Source organism: uncultured Oscillibacter sp. (assembly GCF_910579365.1).
Taxonomy (GTDB): domain Bacteria; phylum Bacillota; class Clostridia; order Oscillospirales; family Oscillospiraceae; genus Oscillibacter.
Genome location: NZ_CAJTUX010000034.1, coordinates 11860 through 30505, shown reverse-complemented (window position 1 = coordinate 30505; position 18646 = coordinate 11860). Strand labels below are relative to the sequence as shown.

The window sequence follows — 18646 nt, the reverse complement described above, 5'->3', positions numbered from 1 at the left end:
CCTCCTGCTGGTCGGTGGTACGGCTCACCAGGGCGGCAACTTCCGGCAGAGAAAAGATTTGCTCCACCAAAATTCTAAAGGCCGCTTGGCTCATGCCGCGCACTTCCGGGGCTACGCTCTCCACATCTGCGCCACGGGTGATAAGGCGGTGGTTTCGCTTTTTGCGCTTGCTCTCCTGATAATCATGATAGCGGTTTTCCAGCCGCTGGGCTTGGTGCTGATACTGCTCCGCTTTGGTAGCGGCCTCGGCACATTCTTTCTCCAATTCCTCGCGTGATTTGTCCAATATAATTGCCTCCTTTGATAAAATTCTGAATGGCATGATTTTTTTGAAAATGGGTGTTGACAAAACGGCTGTCATTGCATATATTGTTCACATCAAATAATTTTGATGTGAGGTTAGTACAATGGATAACGTCCACCAGGAACACGCCAAAGTCTTTAAGGCTCTGTGCGACCCAAAACGGCTGGCGATCCTCTCCCTTCTTCGGAGCGGCGAGAAATGCGCCTGCGTTTTAATGAACCAGTTGGGAATGGCTCAATCTGCTGTTTCCTATCACATGAAGATTCTGTGCGAATCGGGGATTGTCGTGAGCCGCCAAGAGGGGAAATGGACCCATTACAGTCTGAGCGGCACAGGCAGCAAGGCCGCTGTCGAGTTGTTGCTGTCACTGACAACGCCCAGCACAGAACAAGACCGTTGTTGTGGTTGAGAAAAGCCACCGTCCGGGGGTGGCTTTTCTTTCGGCACAATACATCAAGATTTTTTGATATGATTTCTGATTGGAGGTACTCTCATGCAAATCCTTCGCTCCCTGTGGCTATTCATCCAGGACCAAGTCCTTGGTATGAAATGGCTGAATGTGCTGATTGGGGACCTGCTCTCCCTGCTGGGAGTGGACACGGCCTCCCGGCTGGGCGGCAGTATCCAATTCTTTGTGTACGATGTAGTCAAAATCACGGTTCTGCTGTGTTTCTTGATTTTTGTGATCTCCTACATTCAAAGCTATTTCCCGCCGGAGCGCAGTAAGCGGATATTAGGCCGATTCCACGGCATCGGCGCGAATATCATATCCGCCTTGCTGGGTACGGTGACGCCTTTCTGTTCCTGTTCGTCCATCCCGCTATTCATCGGCTTCACCAGTGCCGGGTTGCCGCTGGGAGTTACGTTTTCGCTCCTGATTTCATCCCCAATGGTAGACTTGGGTAGCCTCATCCTCCTAATGAGCATTTTCGGCGCAAAGGTCGCTATCATCTATGTGGTGGTGGGGCTGGTAATCGCTGTGTTGGGCGGCACCCTGATTGAGAAACTGCACATGGAGCCGTATGTGGAGGAATTTATCCGCAACGCTGGCGGCGTTGACATTGAATCCCCAACACTAACGAAACGGGAACGGGTTCAGTATGCCAAAGAGCAAGTTGTTGACACATTCAAGAAAGTGTTTCCTTATATCCTGGTCGGTGTAGGCATTGGCGCTGTCATTCACAACTGGATTCCTGAGAGCTGGATTGAGGCTGTGCTGGGTGGTAACAATCCTTTCGGCGTTGTCCTTGCTACGCTGGTTGGTATCCCCATGTATGCGGACATTTTTGGGACTATTCCAGTGGCGGAGGCCCTGCTTTACAAGGGCGCACAGCTTGGCACGATTCTGTCCTTTATGATGGCTGTCACAACTCTAAGTCTGCCGTCTTTGATTATGCCCTCCAGCAGCTTGATGATGGTTTCCTGCATCCGCAGGGGGGAGTAGGAACGCGGGAAGTATTTGCGCAGCACCTCGCCGGAAATGCTGATGCCGTCATTCTCCGGCTTTTTCTGCTCCATCATAATCTCCAGCATGGTATCATCGTTCAACTCGCCGGACTGAGAGAGTTTTTTCATCCGCTGTGCCTGTGACAGTGAGGGCGTGGCCTGTTCGCTGTCGATGGTATACACCAGCAGACGTTGCTCATCCTGTGTGAGCGTGGCGATCTGATAGGCCGGGGTGAGGGCGATTTTCTTATCGTCCACCATCTGCATCAGCTCCGGCACAAGGTCGGTCAGAGCCATGTAGTTACGGACGGTATCGCCGCTCATACCCATCTGTCTGCCGATTTCATCATCGCTGCGCAACTTCGCCGAAATTTTCGGCGAAGTTAAATCTGTCCGCGCGCCTTGCCGCTTGATGGCCTCATACTTCATCTTGATGGCCTTTGCTTTCTCGCTGACCGGCGTATTCTCACGCTGGATATTGGAATCCACCATGAGGATAACGGCGGTGTCGTAATCCACATTGCGGACTACGCAGGGCATGGCAGTCAGGCCAGCCCGGCCGCAGGCATGATGCCTGCGGTGTCCGGCAATGATTTCATAGCCGCCGTCCTCTCTCGGACGGACGATGGCGGGAAGCAGAACGCCGTAGCTCTTGATGCTGGCGACAGTCTGCTCCATCAGGTCATCGTCGTTTACCGAAAAGGGATGTCCGCGCAGAGGGAACAGTTCATCCAAGGGTAACTGTATGATCGTTTCCTCGCCTGTTAGCGAGGGGGTGATTTCGTCGGTGTCTTTCTTTTGAGCGGTGTCAAGTTTTGCGCTCAAACCTATCACCTCCGAGTATGAAAAAAGGGCGCTCCGAATCAGGAACGCCCGTAAAAATGACTGTTGCTATTCAGTTTTCAGGGGTAAATATCGCTGCGTGACAGCCCGCAAACCGTTGATATGACTGGATTTCTTCAAAAATGCTGTAAGAACATTCGCACCACTTGGAAATACTCGGTTTCCCGGATTTCGGGAAGCCGGGTATTTCCTTGTTCCCGGGCCAGTTCTCTCCTGCCGGAAAGGACTGGCGCCAAGGCTAAATGCTGGTCTGAACGCTGGCTTGGATGGGGAGCGCACCAGTCAGCTTCACAGCGGAGGAGTCTTTTGCCGCCGTATCCAGATGCGCATAGGTATTTGCGGTCGTGGAGAAATTGCTGTGTCCAAGCCACTCCTGAATCTCCTTCATAGAGACGCCGTTCTTCAAAAGCAATGACGCGCAGGTATGCCCTTATGGCATAATAAGGACAAATCGAAAAACCCGTGCATTGCAAGGAGTTGACTGGTTTGTCCTTATTCTTTTTCCACCTAATCCCCTGCAAAAAATAGGCGCAACAAGGGAAGCCAAAAAGCGAGGTGCAACGTAAGGGACAAAGACAGTGTATAGCAACCAGCCGGGACCGCATAGTGTCCCGGCTGGGCGCTTTTTACCAGCAGAGGACAGGACGGTGAGCTTTGCGGCGGGTCTTGTGCCTGGGACTGCTCAGGCGGACCGGCGCGGGTTGGTCCGCGCACCTCATGCGAGTGGTTAAGCTGGCCCCGTTCCGAGCACCAGAGAGGAACGGGGCACTTCTATACATGGCCTGCGGCAATGTACTCGTGCGCTCTGCGAGGCCGCCGCCTGGATCGCTGACTTGTCACCGCTCCGGGCAGCCTGTGTCGCTTCGCTCCGTACAAGAGGCACGCCCCTTTGCGGCTATCCCCATAACGCTGCTGCGTCACTTTCTCCCTGCTGGTCATGCGAAGCATGGAGCCGCACCGACAGGTGCGTTCGACTGGACGCAAAGCGGCCAGTCCGGGCTTGGGGGAACCCCAACAAGCGCATGGGAGTATCGAAAACGATATTCCCATGCCCTGCTTGCATACGTTCGTGTTTACAGCTTGAACCCTCCATTTGTATATGTTATAATACACACAACACTAAGGCGAAGAATTGGAATTTGCGGTGGTGATACCGAACTTTTGAGAAGGTGTTTTCATGAAATTAGTTAGTCTGAAAACCTTGCTGGCATCTCTGCTGGGCTGCACATTCGTTGTTATAAAAGCGATGACCTTTGAGAGGTTGTCGGATATCGTTTGGATCCTATTTATTGGATATCTGTCTGTTAAAGGACTGACCACGGCGTTTTCCCAGGAGGCTTATGATGAGGATGTGAAACGGGCGCGGCAAGGAAAAGTCTTGTATCATGATCTGTTTGGAAGATTTGCATACGTTGCGGCAGATATCCCGATTCTCCTGATCCTGTTCGCTGGTCTGTTGGCTGCGACCTGTCCCTCAACAACGCTGCTCCGAGTAATCTTAATTGGACTTTTACTGATCGCGTTAGGATATGCGATCTGGTTTTGCTGGTATGTTTCAAAGCAGAAACGGCTACGTGTGGAAAACGGGGAGTGGGGAACGGGAGTTTTAAGTGCGGAAGAAGAGAAGGCGTGGAAACAATCAGAACTGTGGCACAGTATTGTACTTGTAATTATCGGGGTATTGTGCGCTTTTTATCTCATTTTCGGAGATCCCAGAATCTACTTGAATAACGCCAAACTGAAAAATGTACTATCCACGTTGCATAGTAACAGCGTTACTCTGGAGGCAATCGTTCCCTTTGAATGGACAACTGTATACACATTTGATCCCTATACATCAATCGACCGCATTGAGAGGATCACCGGCTCAAAGAGTCCCGCATTGAAAGAAAGTGTCAGTGAGGGCATGACCCATGTTGTGTTTACGAACAGGGGGGAGGTAGTAGCCAGCGTTTGCGCTTACCCTACAAGCATTGGGTATTACTTAGAATTCACTGGTGGAGAAAATACATATTATGACTATCCAGACGGTGGATATTCTTACATCGAATATGGCGATGAGATTTCTTTCGAAGTGATGCAGGATGAAGGGTTTGTCAGGCTATATGCTCGCGTTGAAAAATAATGTATGTTACGCATATTAACTTAGCGCAGAGCCATCAAAGAATATTCCCTCTTTTTGAATAACAATCATCACGGCAAATTCCAGTCTGTCGTGAAGTTTTGCAGGATGACTAGCAGGAAGGAAATATGCGACGATATGCCCAGATGCCTGACCATTTATTCGTAAAAGCGAATAAAAATTCTTTGTTTTGGGCTTGACATTTGGGTGACGAAGATCGTGAAATCGAATGATCCGAAGCCCCTTGTTCCTCAGCAGGATTTTAAAATGCTGCGTAAGATAATTCGGCTGGTAAGGAACCCCCAGATCATTAACGTAGATGTAGCCCGTATCGGTATTCAGCCGCAATTATCCCGCAAAGCCAGCTCAATGCAGCTCCTTGGTGAAACTGTAGAGTTCCACAAGGGTATCCATCGCCTGGCCCTTAACCGTTTGGGCTGTCCTTACGGAGATGTTCCGCGCCTTAGCGATGGTCTCCTGAGACTCCGGCTTGAAGTAGGTTCTCTGAATCACCTCAGTCTGCCGAGGCTCCAGAAGACTTACATAGTATTCAAGACGCGACTGTTCTTGTACCAGCCCGGCCACTTCGTCCGCAACTTCGGCATTCAGCTTCTCGGCCTTCTCCTGGTAGTTCAGAGCGATGTAGAGGGTTTTATTGGAGACATGGCCCACGCCAGGTTTGCCATCCGCATTGCTGTGTGCATAGTTCATCGCTTCAAGCTGTTCGGCAGGAGACACCTGAGCAGGATGGGTCAGTTCATAATACAGGGCATCAATTTGCCGTTTGCGCTTCGGGTAGGTTTCCAAAAGGTGAAGCACATGTGCCTTTAAATCCGTATTCATATGTAAACGCCCTTTCCAACGATCCCTGTTAGCGGCAATCAGCGTTTGGGCGGTTTCATCCCCCTCCCCACTGGGGCCATCCAGGGACTTATTAATATAATTTCAAAATCGTTTGCCAAGAGCAGAGATCTTGAGAATCAAGTCTTTTCCCGGCTTGGACCACTGCTGGTAATGACATGGCGGCAAAACCGATAAATAGTCATAAAATCCGCCGATCTCTTCTAGGCTGTCGTCATCCAGATGATCCTCAATCCCTCGGAAAACTTCCCCATCCATACCGGGGCAGCCAATCAGCAGCCCGTTTCGATGCGCACGGATCTCCGTTTTGCGCAGGAATGGCCGCTCCCGATCTTGCCGGGCAATTTCCAACAGCCGGTAAAGCTGCTCCAGCCCCGCCTGATTCTGCACAAGAAGATGAATCAGGCATCCGTCCTCCAGAACAGTTTCCAAGCCATAGAGAATCTTGAAATCAAACGCTTCCGGCTCCGCTTCCCTGCGCAAGCTCTCTACAGCCTTCGCCGCCTTCCAAAAAGCCTGTACATCCTGAAAGTCTGTAATCGCCAGCGCCCGGAATCCACTTTCCCAGGCGATATTGATCCAATCCTGCGGAGAAAGGATGCCGTCCATACTGCTATAATATGTGTGGCAGCTCAGCTCAACTCTTGGCCTGCTTTCCATAACCCCCCTCCATTGTACCCTCACCGGCAAAGCGAACCGGAAGAAACTGTTTTAACGATCCGTTCCTTAGTTGATCTGGCACGGGTTCCAGCGGGATGCCGTGCTCTGCGGCGTACTGTTCCGCATAGCTTCCGGCGGGAGCGCGGATGATTAGATTTTCGCTATATTCCATATCATCATCAAACTGATTAATCGCTTCAATCTCATTGACGCTTTCCGGTATTGTTACGCTGGCGTTGCGGCGGAAGTCCCAGCCGCTGATTGCGGTGATGCCTTCCGGGACGGTCACATCCAAGTCGGGACCGCTGTAATCGAACAAAATGCCGTTGACGATCACCATACCCCGCTCGTCAGCCAATCCCTCGCAGCCCACAAATGCCAACAGGCCAATATCGGTATCCCTCGGGACAGTCACGGTTTTCAGTCCGGTACAGCCTTGGAAGGCTCTCATCTCGATCACGGCAACACCCTTTGGGATGGTTATGTCTGTCAGGCTTATGCAGTCCTGGAAAGCCCATGGGACAATCTCAGTCATGCTTGCCGGGATGGTTACACTGGTCAAACTGTGACAGCCCGAGAAGGCATCCTCATTAATTTTTGTGACGCCCTCCGGAATTACCACACTGGTCAGGCTGCGTCAGTTCGCAAAAGCCGCCCAGCCAATCTCCCAAACGCCCTTTGGGATGACCACATCCCCGCTGGGGCCGCAGTAATGGACCAGAACAGCGCTCTTAATGACAAACTCCAGATTGTTTTCCATAACATTTTCCTTCTGAAAATGAATTTTATCCATGAACAGGACCGGTTTCATCTATACATAAAATTCTTCCATCGTATCCAGACACAAACACCCCAGCCGTCCGCCGGGATAGGCACAGCCGCAGTCAATTCCAATCATCATGCCGCGATGAAAAATCCGGTCCGGTTGTCCCAGCTCCCCAATCTGCTGGTAGAGCAGCCGGGTAGGCGTGTGCCCAAAGACAAGGGTTTTATCCGGAAAATAGGCGGCATCCAGATTAGGGCGGCAGAACAGAAAATCCTCCAAGTCATACTCTTCCAGAGAGCGGGCGGGGGAGAAATGCTCCAATCCGGCGTGGACCAGAAGAAACTGCCGCCCCTGCACGGTGATTTCCTCATAGGCGGATAACTCCGGAAGATACTCGCATACTGTCTCCATTTCTTCCCCGCCGAGCTGGAGAAATTGCAGAATGGACGCCTTTCCTCCGTTTTGAATCCATTCCTGCATCTGCTCCTGTTCCGATTCACTCAACGGCTGTTCCTCCCCCTGGCGCATGGTGCGCAAAAGGGACGGCAGCACTGCGGCGGCCAGCAGCTCGTGGTTCCCCAGAAGCCCGATCACGTTGGGCCGCGCCGCCATGTCCAACAGGGTCTTGAACCCGTCTGATCCCCGGTCCAATACATCCCCCAGCACATAGAGGGTGTCGTCTGCCGCGAACTCGATCGTCTCCAGCATCTCCCGATATTTGTCATAATGGCCGTGAATGTCCGACATTACATAGGTCATGGTGTTCCCTCCTTAACAAGCCTCTCTGTGGTGGCAAGTACGAAACTGGCTCCCTCATCGGAGCGTTCCATACCGCCCAGGACAAAGTCTATATTTTCATCTTCCAAGATGCCTTGCGGAATTGTATGAGCCACCTCCTCAACCGCCTCAAGGCCGACATCGACTTCCACACTGGCAGTGATACTTAAAACCGCGCTCAGAACTACCCGCCCCGGTTTCGGAGCCATCCTGAACGCCGCTTGCCGGGCCATATCCAGTACGGTGGGAAGCCCCTGGCGCTGGCGCTCCATCAGAAGAGCGGATAAAAGCTGTTCTGCCATCGATTTTCCACCGATCAACTGCACCTCCGACAGCGCAAAAACGCGGAACAGTGGGCAGTTGGGTCAAGAGTACGCCGCTGTCATGTGTTTGCGTGTCCCGGATAGCGGCCTCTATGAAGCGGGCGGCGCTTTGATATTCGCCCATTTCCTCTTCCCGTTCCAGCCGGGTGCCACCTGCCAGCAAAGTCAGACTGCCAATTTTAATATGCCGCATATTAGAGTCCTCCAAATTTGGGGGCGTCCCGTTAGATTTGTTCCTGGAGTATAGCACGCCCCCCTATACTAAAACAAGTACAGGGATCCGCTCATACCTCTTTGAAAAATTAGCTTTTCATCAAATTTATATTCCATTCGGTACAGTGATTTTGGAGCGTATTTGTATGATCTCTTTCTCCAAAGACCTCATATTATCCAAATAGGGGTTTGTCTCCCGACTCAATTTCTTCAGACGCTCGATTTCCCTCAGACATTCGTCCCGCTGTTCTCCGATGCGCTTGGGAAGTTCGTGAAACCGTTTCAAAAAATTCACCACACGGCGTGCGTTCCCGGCAGAGGATGGTCCCATGTCGATCGGATAGTCCGCTCCATTGCGGGACAGAACAATATAGGGCTTTTTGGCGTTCTGCTGCTCGACTCCCGGGATTGCAATTCCGAACCCCAAGACCGACAGTTCCGGGGGAGAAGCTGTCCTGCCCAAAATCACATCCTCAGTCAGTACCCCCTTCACATTTTGGTAAGCGGCCTGAAAGCCGTCCTCAGAAATGCCGCCCACATAGCTGATATTCCGTTCGGTAGCCGCAAGCCTTTCTTTGAGAATTGTCAGCTCTTTCTCCCGCTCAGTGATAGTTTGTCGATGGGCTTCCTGTGTGTGAACATAGTTGTTGGAGAGCAGCTGCAAGCGGCGCAGTTCATTTTCTTTCTCAGCCAGCACCTTCATCAGCGGCTGGGAGATGGCCAGGGCCTTGACCTGCGCGTAGGTCAATACATTTTCCTCCAGGTCGGAGGCGGAACGCTGGTATTCCGAGCCGCTCAAAAATTGGGAAATAAACCGCTGTTTGGTCTCCAGCAGCTGCCAGGAGTAGGAATCGAAGCTTCCCTCGGCGATATAGCGGAAAATCTTGATTTCCTGGTACTGGTTTCCTCTCCTGAGGATGCGGCCCTCCCGCTGTACCATGTCGGAGGGCCGCCAGGGTACATCCAGGTGATGGATGGCCTTGAGCCGGGTCTGCACGTTGGCGCCGATGCCCAGCTTGAAGGTTGAACCCAGCAGGACGCGTACCGCGCCGCGGTTCACCTCTTCAAAGAGCCGCACCTTTTCTGCCTCGGAGCGGCAGCTGTGAATGAAGGCAATTTCTTTGGATGGAACACCTTGCTTCATCAATTCCTGTTTCAGTTCGTCGTATATATTGAACGTCTCTGTCTTAGGCGTGGAGTAGTCGCAAAATATGATCTGGCTGCACCCGTCGTGCTCCTTGTAAGTCTCCACAACCTGCTGAACACAGCGCCAGACCTTGGAGCTCTCTCGAGCGGGCTGATTCCGTCTCACCAGACGCAGGTCCAGCGCCGCCTTTCTGCCGTCGGTACTCACTTTAAGCATATTGTCTACAGTCCTGTCCACCTTTCGTGCGCGTATTTTTTCCGAACGCTGGCACAATTGGTCCATGTAGCTCTGCAGCGCTGCATTGCGGGATAGGATCACATCGCTGTAGCGCTCCAACCGAGGAACCCCTTCCTTGTCGTCCACCGCATGAAAGGTGGCAATCTGGGAAAACAGCCTGGAAAGCTCCGGTAGATTGAAAAACCGTGCGAACCGCAGGACAAATCGATATTTGGACGTATCCACATCAATCTCGCATACCCGCTCAGGCTTGGCAAAGGATTTCACCCAGTTGTCAAAGCGGTCCAGGTGCGTTTCCTTCAGCTTGTCATATTGCAGGTACATCTGCATGGCGTAGGTGTCTGAGATCGAATTGCACAGCGGCGTGCCGGTAGCAAAGACTACGCCCCGGCCCTGATTGCTCTCCTGGACGTACCGCGCCTTGTGGAGCATTTCCAGGCACTTTTGGGAGCCGGTGATATTGATGCCGGAAATCTTCCTTAGATTGCTCCGCAGGGGGATATTCTTGAAGTTGTGGGCCTCATCCACAAACAGCGTGTTGATCTCCAGCTGGTCAAAGGTGAGGGGGACGGTCTCTGTATAGCCCTCCAGCGTGCTGATCAGGTCGAAAATCTGCTTTTTGATATAGACCTTCTCTCGTTCCAGCGCCCTGCCGATCCCCGGTGAATAACGCATCTCTCGCAATGAAGCGTCCAACTCCCCCAGCTTCCACTCCAGTTGTTCCATCAGACACTCCTCCGAAAGCGGGATCATCTCAAAGCAGCTGTACGCCATGATGATGCCGTCATAATCCCCGCGCTGGATCTGCCCCAGCACCTTCTGCCGGAGCTGGGGTCGAAAGGCCGCAGGGTCCACCGACAGCACCTTGGCCGCAGGATACATCTGCTTGAAGATCAGCTCCCACTGGCCCACGATATGGTTGGGCACCACAAACAGGTTTTTCCGGGACTTCCCCTCCTGGCGCATTTTCATAGCGGCAGCGATCATAATGTAGGTCTTCCCCGCCCCCACGTCAAAAGCCAGCAGCGTGTTTTTTTCCGAGATCACCCGCATGACGGCGTCCTTTTGGTAGTCAAACAGCGTGACATCCGGGCTCATTTCCGGGAAGTTCAGTTCCCGGCCGCTGTATTCTTTGGCCCGGCAGCCCTGAAAGAGCTTGTTGTATGCCTCCTCGATTTCCCAGCGGCGGTCCTCGTCCTGCCAGACCCACTCCTTGAACAGCTTTTCGATGGCCTCCTGCTTTTCCAGCGCCGCCACCGTCTCCTCCTCCGTCTCCCGCCGGATCTCCCGGAGATTCAGCGCGGCTTCCAGAATATACAGCGCGCTGTAGTCCGGCAGGCCGTAGGTGCTCCTGACCCGCGTCTTGTCCGCGCTCCGGTACGTACACTGCTTGTCCTCCACATGCCAGTATCCGGTCAGGGGCTCGTAGCTGACATACTTGCGGGCCGAGTCATTCTTGCCCGCAAACGCCTCATTTCCCGTGCGGAGAAAATAAGTGAAGTCGTTGATGATCCCTTCCCTGACCCAAGGCACGCCCAGCGAGACCTCAATCTCCGTATAGGGGATGTCGTGGGGCGTCCGCGGAGCCGCCTGCGCCTGCACGAGGCAAAGTTCCTCCTTCTCCTTGCTTCTTTGCAGCTCCTTTGCCTGGGCATACAGCGCAATCCACTGGTCCAGGGTCATCTGTCCGAAATTCTGTTCGGACAGGGCGTCCACGATCTCCGCCGCTGGCAGGCCGTTCACCGTGATGGGACCGCCCCCGGTCCCCTTCGCTCCACCGAAATGGAGCGAATAGTCTTTCGCGTCAAACTGCGCATAGTCCCGGCACATCAGCTCATAGGCCACATGCCGCTTAATCTCCGCCTGGTCCACGAGCTGTACGATCTGGTCGATAATGTACTGCTTGCTTTTATAGGTGTACAGCGGGAGGCCGGTTTTGATCAGCAGGTTGGTCAGCTCCAGTTTCCAGAGGGCGCCCAGCTGGCTGGCGCAGTCCGGGTTCCCAGCGTGGGCGGGGCGGTTGACAATGACATGGTCGCTTTGAATGGTGATGATCCCCCAGTGGCCGGGCACCTTCCGCTCTGCCGATTGGAGGTGGCGGCCGCCGACGACGATATAGCATTGCTCAAAAAAGCGGTCGTAGGCCTTTATTTGACGACCCAGCCGTTGGTAATTGTCCAAATCGCTTTTGATCTCGTAGCCCGTCAGGCAGTCTGTCACCGACATCAGGTCGCACACCGCGTCGCCGATGCTTTTTTCCTGATAGATTCGAATCTCACGGTTGGTTGCCCTCAGATAGGCAATCAGGATATTCTTGATTTCTTGAGCGTTCATACCGGCCTCCCCGTGATCGTTATTTCAGCGCGTTCAACACAGAATGCCATTCAGAATACGCCTGCGCGTACTCCTTCGGAAAGTGCGCCTTATACCATGCCGCTTTAAGCGCCGGTATCGCAAAAGCTGCCGCACAATACGCTTTTGGAGACAGTTTTATAATTTTGTTGCAGGAATTGATAAACCATTCCGGAATCCCATTTCGTGTCAGGACGGAAATATACTCTTCATCCAGTTCTTCAGATCTCTGGAGCTGCGCTGTAACCTGGTATACAAACGCAATTTCCAATCCTGCGTCCAGCAGACGGCAGAAAACATCATCCATGCCCCCAATGATTTCGCTGAATGGAACGGCCTTCTTTTTCACCAGCTCCTCACCGTTGTCCTCCCAAGCGCCCCGAGAGTGGCGCAGGGCAAAAACCTTGATGATGTCATCCATTGTTTGGGGGTCTGCCAGTTTCCAGATCGCCTGGATATCTGAAAATCCAAGCTCTGGGATATCCGTTTGATCCCGCAATAATAACGGAAGCGCATCTTCTTCAATGTTGATGGAGGATGGGGGTGTTCCGGTTGACTGTTCCAATTTGCGAAGCAGACTCAGGTCCTTTGCGGGTACTAAATACAACCGAAACAGGCAGGGAAAATCCTCTGCGGCTCCATAAGGGATCCAATATTCTCCGTCAACCTTTTTCAAGGGCAGCCAGTTGCGCAGTTCCGCAGCATTGGGGACGAAAATCCTTCCGTTGGATTGATATGATTCCGGCATTGATACCGCCATTCCCTGGGGAAATATTTGGGAAAGGATCGCAACCGCCTCTTTCCAGCATTCCTCCACACACTCTTCTGGAACGTTCAATGCAAATTGCCATTCAGGCGCATCAGGCATCCTGAAGCGTTCACGAGGGATCTGTATGGCCAAAGGATCAACTTCGGTCACTCCAAGCAGATATGCGGCATACGAATATGTATAACCGGAGTCCGAGTAGTACCTGGCTATGGCACAGACCGGATACCCCTTTCCCTGGAGCCCCTGCATTAGCTGGCGGACAATCAGAAGAACGGAGCAGAACCATTCATTGTTTTGCAGAATTGCAAGCTCATAATCTATCCGTTCCTGCGCCGTCTCAGGAATCATACTGCCGTACCGTATCCGGAGCTGCTTCCGGCAGAGGTCTGCTGCGGTCTGATACGCGCGGGGCAGGATGGGCTGAAAACATCGTTGATCTTCCGGGAAAATCCGGATTTCTTCGCAGAGATCCGCCAGATGGTTGGGCGCGTGAATGACGACTTCTTCCGCTGATTCTTTTCCCAGGAAAGAGAAGGCGTCCAACATCTCATCCGTGCAGAGGAGATCCGGCAGGGATACATCCCAGGCCCCGTCCTCTTCCGTGTAGAGGTGGTTCGGCAGGGATATCTCCAAATCCTCACCTTTCAGAATATAATGAGTCATACCCCATCTGAACATACCCCAATCCTGATTTCCTGTGGGTGTATTTCCAGCTGCGGCCGCCGGTTTGCCCAGCCATTTGCCAAGGAAGGCGGGGTCAAGGACCAAGTTCTCATCCTTCAGGGCGCGATAAGCCATACTGCTTCGGAACATACCCCAATCCTGATTTGCTGTTCGTCTGTTTCCAGCTGCGGCCACTGGTTTGCCTGACCGCTTGCCAAGGGCAATGGTTTTAAGGATCAGATCCTCCGCCGCCCGAAGGACTTCGCCGCGGGGAATGTGCTCCAGCATGGACAGAAGCCTGTAGTGCTGCGGCGGCAGGACCGACAGATAATCGTAGAACTCGGCGATTTCCTCCAAACGGGCGTCATCCAGATTTTTTAGAATCCCGCGATAAACTTCTCCGTCCTTGCCGGGACAGCCTACCAGCAGTCCGGCTCGATGCCTGTTGATCTCCGATTTGCGCAGAAACGGACGCTCCTTCCGGCTTTCCAGCAGCCGGTAAAGCTGCGCCAACCCCTCCTGATGCTGTACCAGAAGATGAATCAGGCACCCGTCCTCCAGCACAGCTTCCAGGCCATAGAGCACCTTGCAATCAAGCTCTCCCGGTTCCGCGTCCCGGCGCAGTTTCTCTATAACCCGCGCCGCCTCCATAAACCCGCCTATATTTTGAAAATCCGTGATCGCAATCGCCCGGACGCCGGTTTCACAGGCGCTGTTGATCCACTCCTCCGGAGAAAGAATACCCTCCCCCGGAGTAAAGTCTGTGTGACAGCTCAACTCCGTCCTTTCCACCGATTTCCTATGCGCGGAATTTCTCTTGAAATGTGCGCGGCAAATCGAATGAACTCTTTTTATAAATTGTTTATACATAAAACTCCTCCATCGTATTCAGGCATAAACACCCCAGCCGTCCGCCGGGATAGGCGCACCCGCAGTCGACGCCAATCATTGTACCGCGATGGAAAATACGGTCCGGCAGTTCCGGTTTCCCAGAAGCCCAATTACGTTAGGCCGCGCCGCCATATCCAGCAGGATCTTGAACCCGTCCGGCCCCCGGTCCAGTACGTCCCCCAGCACATAGAGGGTGTCATCCTCCGCAAACTCAATAGTCTCCAGTATGGATCGGTATTTTTCATAACAGCCGTGAATATCCGACATCACATAGGTCATCGCGTTTTCCTCCTCTTCTCTGCTCTCTCCTCAGAAGTGGCAAGCAGGAAACGAGCTTCTTCGTGAAAACCGCAGCCGAATCGAATATCCGCGTCTTTTGGAACCGGCCGCTGGATTGCGCGGCATAGTCCATCCAGGTTTTCGAGGCTCATATTCCCAGGTGCTTTGACATATAGCACTACGGATACAATTTTTCGGCCCCGCTCCGGCGCCATTTCCGCCGCTGCCAGCGGGGCCAGGCTTATCAGTTCGTCCATTGACGCGCAAGGAGGGCTTTCCCAAAGGAACGCTGCCTCGCCTTTTTGCAGAACCGTCAAATCATCCACATCCAGGCAGATCAGACTGAAATCGCCGCATAACACTCGTTTCAAAAGCGTGTAATCCGTCTGTCTGAGAAGCCGTTTTCCTGCTGGCCTCTTTTCCATAAACGCACAATCCTTTCCTTCAAATGGATTTTCCGCAATGTTAGCACACCCCCCTGTACCAAAATAAGTACAGGGGGGATGGTTGCTATCCGCGCCGCGTTTATGGTACAATAACCCATCAGGAAAAGGAGGCGCCGCCGTGTCCATAAACATCCTTCCCTTCCGGGTCTATCAGGTCCTCTCGGAGTATACCGACGCCGATCACGCTCTGCCCATGGGGGAGCTGCTCCGTCTGCTGCGGACGGAGTACGGCCTGCGCTGTGACCGGCGGGCGGTCTACGCCGCCCTGGACAAGCTGCGGGCTGTGGGCTGTCATATTCCGGAGTATCAGGATGACGGCGAGGGCTACCGGCTTTTGTCCCGCCCGTTGGAGCCGTCGGAGGTGCGTCTGCTGTCGGACGCCGCCTCCGCTTTTCCGGGCATTTCCCGGCGTCAGTGCGAGCGGCTTTTGAAGAAGCTGGGGCAGGGCCTGAGCCGCTGGCAGCGGGAGCAGTGCCGCCCCCTGTCCGTTGGAATACCCTGGCGCGGTATCAATCAGGAGACCTTTCTGTCCGTGGAGGTGCTGGAGGAGGCGGTTTCCAGCCGCTGTCAGGTGGAGTTTCAATACATGGAATACGGCATGGACAAGCGGCTCCATCCCCGCCGGGAGCAGCCCTATCGGGTGTCGCCCTATGGCCTTTTCTTTATCAATGGGAACTATTACCTTCTCTGCCGGTATCAGGGGAAGGAGAACATCAGCCACTATCGAGTGGACCGGATTCAGTCGCCGGTTTTGCTGGAGGACCAGCCCATAGCTCCTCTGCCGCCCGGACTGGACCTGGAGCGGTATGTCCGGGAGCGGGTCTACCCCTTTCCCGGCGAGGCTGTCCGGGCGGTGCTGCGCTGCGAGGCGGATTTGGTCAGCGACGTGCTGGACCGGTTTGGCATGGAGACGCAGCTTCAGGATAATGGTGACGGAACCTTTGACGCCATGGTATTCACCGGGGCCGCCGGACTGAAATTCTGGGCGCTGCAATATGTGGCGGTGTGCCAGGTCCTGGAGCCGGAGTGGCTGCGGCGGGAGATTGGAGAAATTTTACGGAATGGATGGGAGCGATATCAGAAAATTTCTTCGCCATTGAAAAAAGAGAAGGAGAAATCGTGATGGAAAGCAATATTTTCAAGGCGCTGAAAATGGCACAGGACGAGGTGTTAATGTGCCGTTTTCTGGCTGATTTGCTGGATCCAAAGGGGCGGAACAAGCTGGATACGTCCTTTTTGAAGTCGTTCCTGGAAGTATGTTTGCAAATGGACTGTGCAAAGCTGAAAACTCTGGAAAGAACCTGCGTCATGACGGAATACCTGATTGACAACGGACGGAGAATCGATATCATGCTCCAACATCCCCAGTTTTCTATTCCTATTGAGGTCAAGATCAATGCTGGTGACCAAGAGTCTCAATGCTATGACTATCACTTCTATGCCCGCAACGCCAAATTGGTTTATTTGACTAAGAGCCATGAAACAAAACCCTCCCTGTGGACCATGCAGTCCAAGGATAAGGGGAATACGTTAGAAGAAAGTGCTGTCACATGCATCTCCTGGAAAAGTATCTGCACATGGCTGGAGGAATGGAGGGCGAGACAGCCTAAATCTGACCAAAACGCTGAACTTTTGGAACAAGTTCGGCAGTACATAGAGGCTATTGAGTGGTTTTTGTCCGACTCGAAAAAGCAATCAGCGGATAGCAGCTTGGCTTGTACTGTATTAGAGACATTCCAGGAAGCAATCGACAGGAAAGCGATTGCGGAAACCTACCAGTTGGAATGGTTGGAGGATTCTTACAAGTCCTATTGCAGTGCGGAGTTGAAGGAAAAAAAGAAAACGGACCTGCAACGTTTGAACTTCTGCCCTGGCGTGAACTACAAGGTAAAAGCGGAGGGATTGGAATTTTCTGATTCGAACCAAGAGATGTGGTTCCGCATTGAGGCCTCTGACGACGGCTATCTGGTTGGTGGTTTTTGTCTGGTGGAGAAGAAGAGAGAAAACGATTGGATGCAAATAAAAGTAGATGACGCAGCCATGGAGACAGTCAAGAAGCAGTTTCCTGCTTTCCGCGTCATTGCGTCCCGGAGCTATTGGTGGTTTGTCTGGCGCTACTCCAACGGTAAGCAGGCCGTGTCCTACGATGACGTGCCTAATTTCAAGACCATGAACCAATGCGCCATGGACTTGCATGACCCAGTTAAGCGGAAAGAATTTGCGGAAGAAACACTTCAAATCTTTGAGGAGCAGCTTTTGCAGTATCTAAAGTCCCCGCCTGAGCTGTGATACATCATAGATTCAAAAACGGTTCGTCTGTCTTCATCTAGACAGACGAACCGTTTTTTGAGATTTACCCTTGACAAAAGCTCTCTGATGATAGCCTATTTAGTATACAATCTTTAGGGGATTATTTGCTTAGCCGTGATATAGATTGTTTTGAACGGAGAGTCGAGTTGTCTCCTTGGGTATATTTTGAAACACCTTTTAATGGTGCCCACATAAGTTATAATCTCAAAGAGGCAGCGAATCCTTCCCAGATACCAAAATAGATTTAATCCATTCTTTGATATGTACACTTTCGTACATAAAATGTACAATTTTTGACGCATTTTACGGAAATCTATTTGATGTTTATGAGTCGGATGATGTGCTTGATTTCAAAATCAAGTCACAAGATAGATGTAAATTCGTAAAACTGATTTTAATCGCCAATAAAAAAACAATGTTTTCAAGCAATGGCTGGATATTGAAACCCCATGGCAAAGATGCGACAATTAGATACGGGCAAATATTTAGCAAACAAATCAAATTCACTCAAGCAAGCAGCACTGTAACTATAAAAGCTTTGATTCACGATGTTCTCTAAAATTAGTAGCATTTTCGAAAAATAATATACTTCTACAATAAAAGCAAAAAATGATTTTACTCGCTTGCTCCAACGCCGCGGAAATTCAACGAATTTCCGTGGCGTTGTTCTTGCTTTCCGCACTTTTGGGGCGGTTTGATTTTGAAGTGCCGGTTTGACCCAAGCTGTGACCTATACGGGAGTGCGGAGCGGAAATCACCGGAGAGCGCCGGAGAGGAAATTCCCTACTGCGCTCGCCGCCTGCTTCTGCATAGAGGTGGTGACGTGGGCGTAGGCGTCCAGGGTAAAGCCCGCCGAGTAGTGTCCCAGCATGGCGGAGAGAGTTTTCACGTCTGCGCCGTTTTGCAGGGCCAGGACCGAGAATGTGTGACGTAGGTCGTGGAAGCGTATCCGTTCCAGCCCAGCCCGTTTCAGTGCCCGCTGGAGCATATGCAGGAAGCTGTTCGGGGACATCGAATCACTGTATGGCGAGGGGAATACGTACTCATCTTTCTGCTCCATGCTTTTGAGAATCTTAATCGCATCCGCTCCGATCGCAATGTTGCAGTAGAAGTTTTTCGTTTTCAGCGGGGCTTGGCGGGCTTTCTTTTTCTCTGTGCTATTTTGATACCTCTACTCTCCCCGTTTACAGAAAAGCCGGGAATTTCTCTGCCAAGCCACAGTTGACACCGCTGAATT

17 protein-coding genes and 2 pseudogenes are annotated in these 18646 nt (G+C 52.3%); 5 read left to right on the top strand and 14 right to left on the bottom strand.

The features are described from left to right. Positions 1 to 286: DUF3847 domain-containing protein (locus QZ329_RS09350; RefSeq protein WP_295751564.1), on the bottom strand; the 286-nt coding region annotated here is incomplete at its 3' end. 121 nt (positions 287 to 407) lie between these two features. Here QZ329_RS09350 and QZ329_RS09345 point away from each other — a divergent pair. Together QZ329_RS09345 and QZ329_RS09340 are read left to right on the top strand one after the other, a co-directional pair. Continuing rightward, complete coding sequence (locus QZ329_RS09345; protein WP_295751561.1) at positions 408 to 713, top strand: metalloregulator ArsR/SmtB family transcription factor; 306 nt, start codon at positions 408 to 410, stop codon at positions 711 to 713. Positions 714 to 797: 84 nt separating this feature from the next. Then, a complete protein-coding gene (locus QZ329_RS09340) occupies positions 798 to 1748 on the top strand; it encodes a permease (protein WP_295751558.1) in 951 nt (316 codons plus the stop codon). Between the two features lie 413 nt (positions 1749 to 2161). Here the strand turns inward: QZ329_RS09340 and QZ329_RS09335 are convergent. Together QZ329_RS09335 and QZ329_RS09330 are read right to left on the bottom strand one after the other, a co-directional pair. Then, positions 2162 to 2584 (bottom strand): annotated as a pseudogene (locus QZ329_RS09335) (ParB/RepB/Spo0J family partition protein); the annotation flags it as partial. Positions 2585 to 2831: 247 nt separating this feature from the next. Continuing rightward, positions 2832 to 3020, bottom strand: a pseudogene (locus QZ329_RS09330) (tyrosine-type recombinase/integrase); the annotation flags it as partial. Between the two features lie 750 nt (positions 3021 to 3770). On the opposite strand from QZ329_RS09330, the gene QZ329_RS09325 reads away from it, so the two are divergent. Beyond that, complete coding sequence (locus QZ329_RS09325; RefSeq protein WP_295751555.1) at positions 3771 to 4718, top strand: hypothetical protein; 948 nt, start codon at positions 3771 to 3773, stop codon at positions 4716 to 4718. A 363-nt stretch (positions 4719 to 5081) separates the two neighbouring features. On the opposite strand, the gene QZ329_RS09320 is transcribed toward QZ329_RS09325, so the two are convergent. From QZ329_RS09320 to QZ329_RS09275, 10 genes are all read right to left on the bottom strand, one after another. Further along, positions 5082 to 5558 (bottom strand): hypothetical protein, encoded by a 477-nt coding sequence (locus QZ329_RS09320; protein ID WP_295751551.1) that lies wholly within the window; start codon positions 5556 to 5558, stop codon positions 5082 to 5084. A gap of 102 nt (positions 5559 to 5660) precedes the next feature. Beyond that, a complete protein-coding gene (locus QZ329_RS09315) occupies positions 5661 to 6236 on the bottom strand; it encodes a PHP domain-containing protein (protein ID WP_295751548.1) in 576 nt (191 codons plus the stop codon). Further along, complete coding sequence (locus QZ329_RS09310; RefSeq protein WP_295751544.1) at positions 6214 to 6858, bottom strand: leucine-rich repeat domain-containing protein; 645 nt, start codon at positions 6856 to 6858, stop codon at positions 6214 to 6216. Before QZ329_RS09310 ends, QZ329_RS09315 begins: the two co-directional genes overlap by 23 nt. Before the next feature lie 15 nt (positions 6859 to 6873). Then, complete coding sequence (locus QZ329_RS09305; protein WP_295751542.1) at positions 6874 to 6996, bottom strand: hypothetical protein; 123 nt, start codon at positions 6994 to 6996, stop codon at positions 6874 to 6876. A gap of 51 nt (positions 6997 to 7047) precedes the next feature. After that, positions 7048 to 7761: a metallophosphoesterase gene (locus tag QZ329_RS09300; protein WP_295751539.1), complete on the bottom strand. Its 714-nt coding sequence runs from the start codon at positions 7759 to 7761 to the stop codon at positions 7048 to 7050. Then, a complete protein-coding gene (locus tag QZ329_RS09295) occupies positions 7758 to 8099 on the bottom strand; it encodes a hypothetical protein (RefSeq protein ID WP_295751536.1) in 342 nt (113 codons plus the stop codon). The genes QZ329_RS09300 and QZ329_RS09295 overlap by 4 nt, the downstream gene beginning before the upstream one ends. A gap of 322 nt (positions 8100 to 8421) precedes the next feature. Next, positions 8422 to 12033 (bottom strand): sce7726 family protein, encoded by a 3612-nt coding sequence (locus QZ329_RS09290; protein WP_295751533.1) that lies wholly within the window; start codon positions 12031 to 12033, stop codon positions 8422 to 8424. A gap of 19 nt (positions 12034 to 12052) precedes the next feature. Continuing rightward, complete coding sequence (locus QZ329_RS09285) at positions 12053 to 14353, bottom strand: PHP domain-containing protein (RefSeq protein WP_295751530.1); 2301 nt, start codon at positions 14351 to 14353, stop codon at positions 12053 to 12055. Positions 14354 to 14428: 75 nt separating this feature from the next. Further along, entirely contained in the window at positions 14429 to 14653 is a 225-nt protein-coding gene (locus tag QZ329_RS09280; protein WP_295751527.1) for a metallophosphoesterase, read from the bottom strand. Beyond that, positions 14650 to 15225 carry a hypothetical protein gene (locus tag QZ329_RS09275; RefSeq protein WP_295751524.1) on the bottom strand — a complete coding sequence of 192 codons (576 nt, stop codon included), beginning with the start codon at positions 15223 to 15225 and terminating at the stop codon, positions 14650 to 14652. The genes QZ329_RS09280 and QZ329_RS09275 overlap by 4 nt, the downstream gene beginning before the upstream one ends. Between QZ329_RS09275 and QZ329_RS09270 the strand changes: the two genes are divergently transcribed. Together QZ329_RS09270 and QZ329_RS09265 are read left to right on the top strand one after the other, a co-directional pair. Next, positions 15218 to 16222, top strand: coding sequence for a WYL domain-containing protein (locus tag QZ329_RS09270; RefSeq protein WP_295751521.1), 1005 nt, complete (start codon positions 15218 to 15220; stop codon positions 16220 to 16222). The two genes, QZ329_RS09275 and QZ329_RS09270, sit on opposite strands and share 8 nt — an antisense overlap. Then, positions 16222 to 17388, top strand: a complete 1167-nt coding sequence (locus tag QZ329_RS09265) for a PD-(D/E)XK nuclease family protein (RefSeq protein WP_295751517.1) — start codon at positions 16222 to 16224, stop codon at positions 17386 to 17388. The genes QZ329_RS09270 and QZ329_RS09265 overlap by 1 nt, the downstream gene beginning before the upstream one ends. Before the next feature lie 775 nt (positions 17389 to 18163). On the opposite strand, the gene QZ329_RS09260 is transcribed toward QZ329_RS09265, so the two are convergent. Next, positions 18164 to 18508 carry a tyrosine-type recombinase/integrase gene (locus tag QZ329_RS09260; RefSeq protein WP_365351769.1) on the bottom strand — a complete coding sequence of 115 codons (345 nt, stop codon included), beginning with the start codon at positions 18506 to 18508 and terminating at the stop codon, positions 18164 to 18166. Between the last annotated feature and the right edge of the window lie 138 nt (positions 18509 to 18646).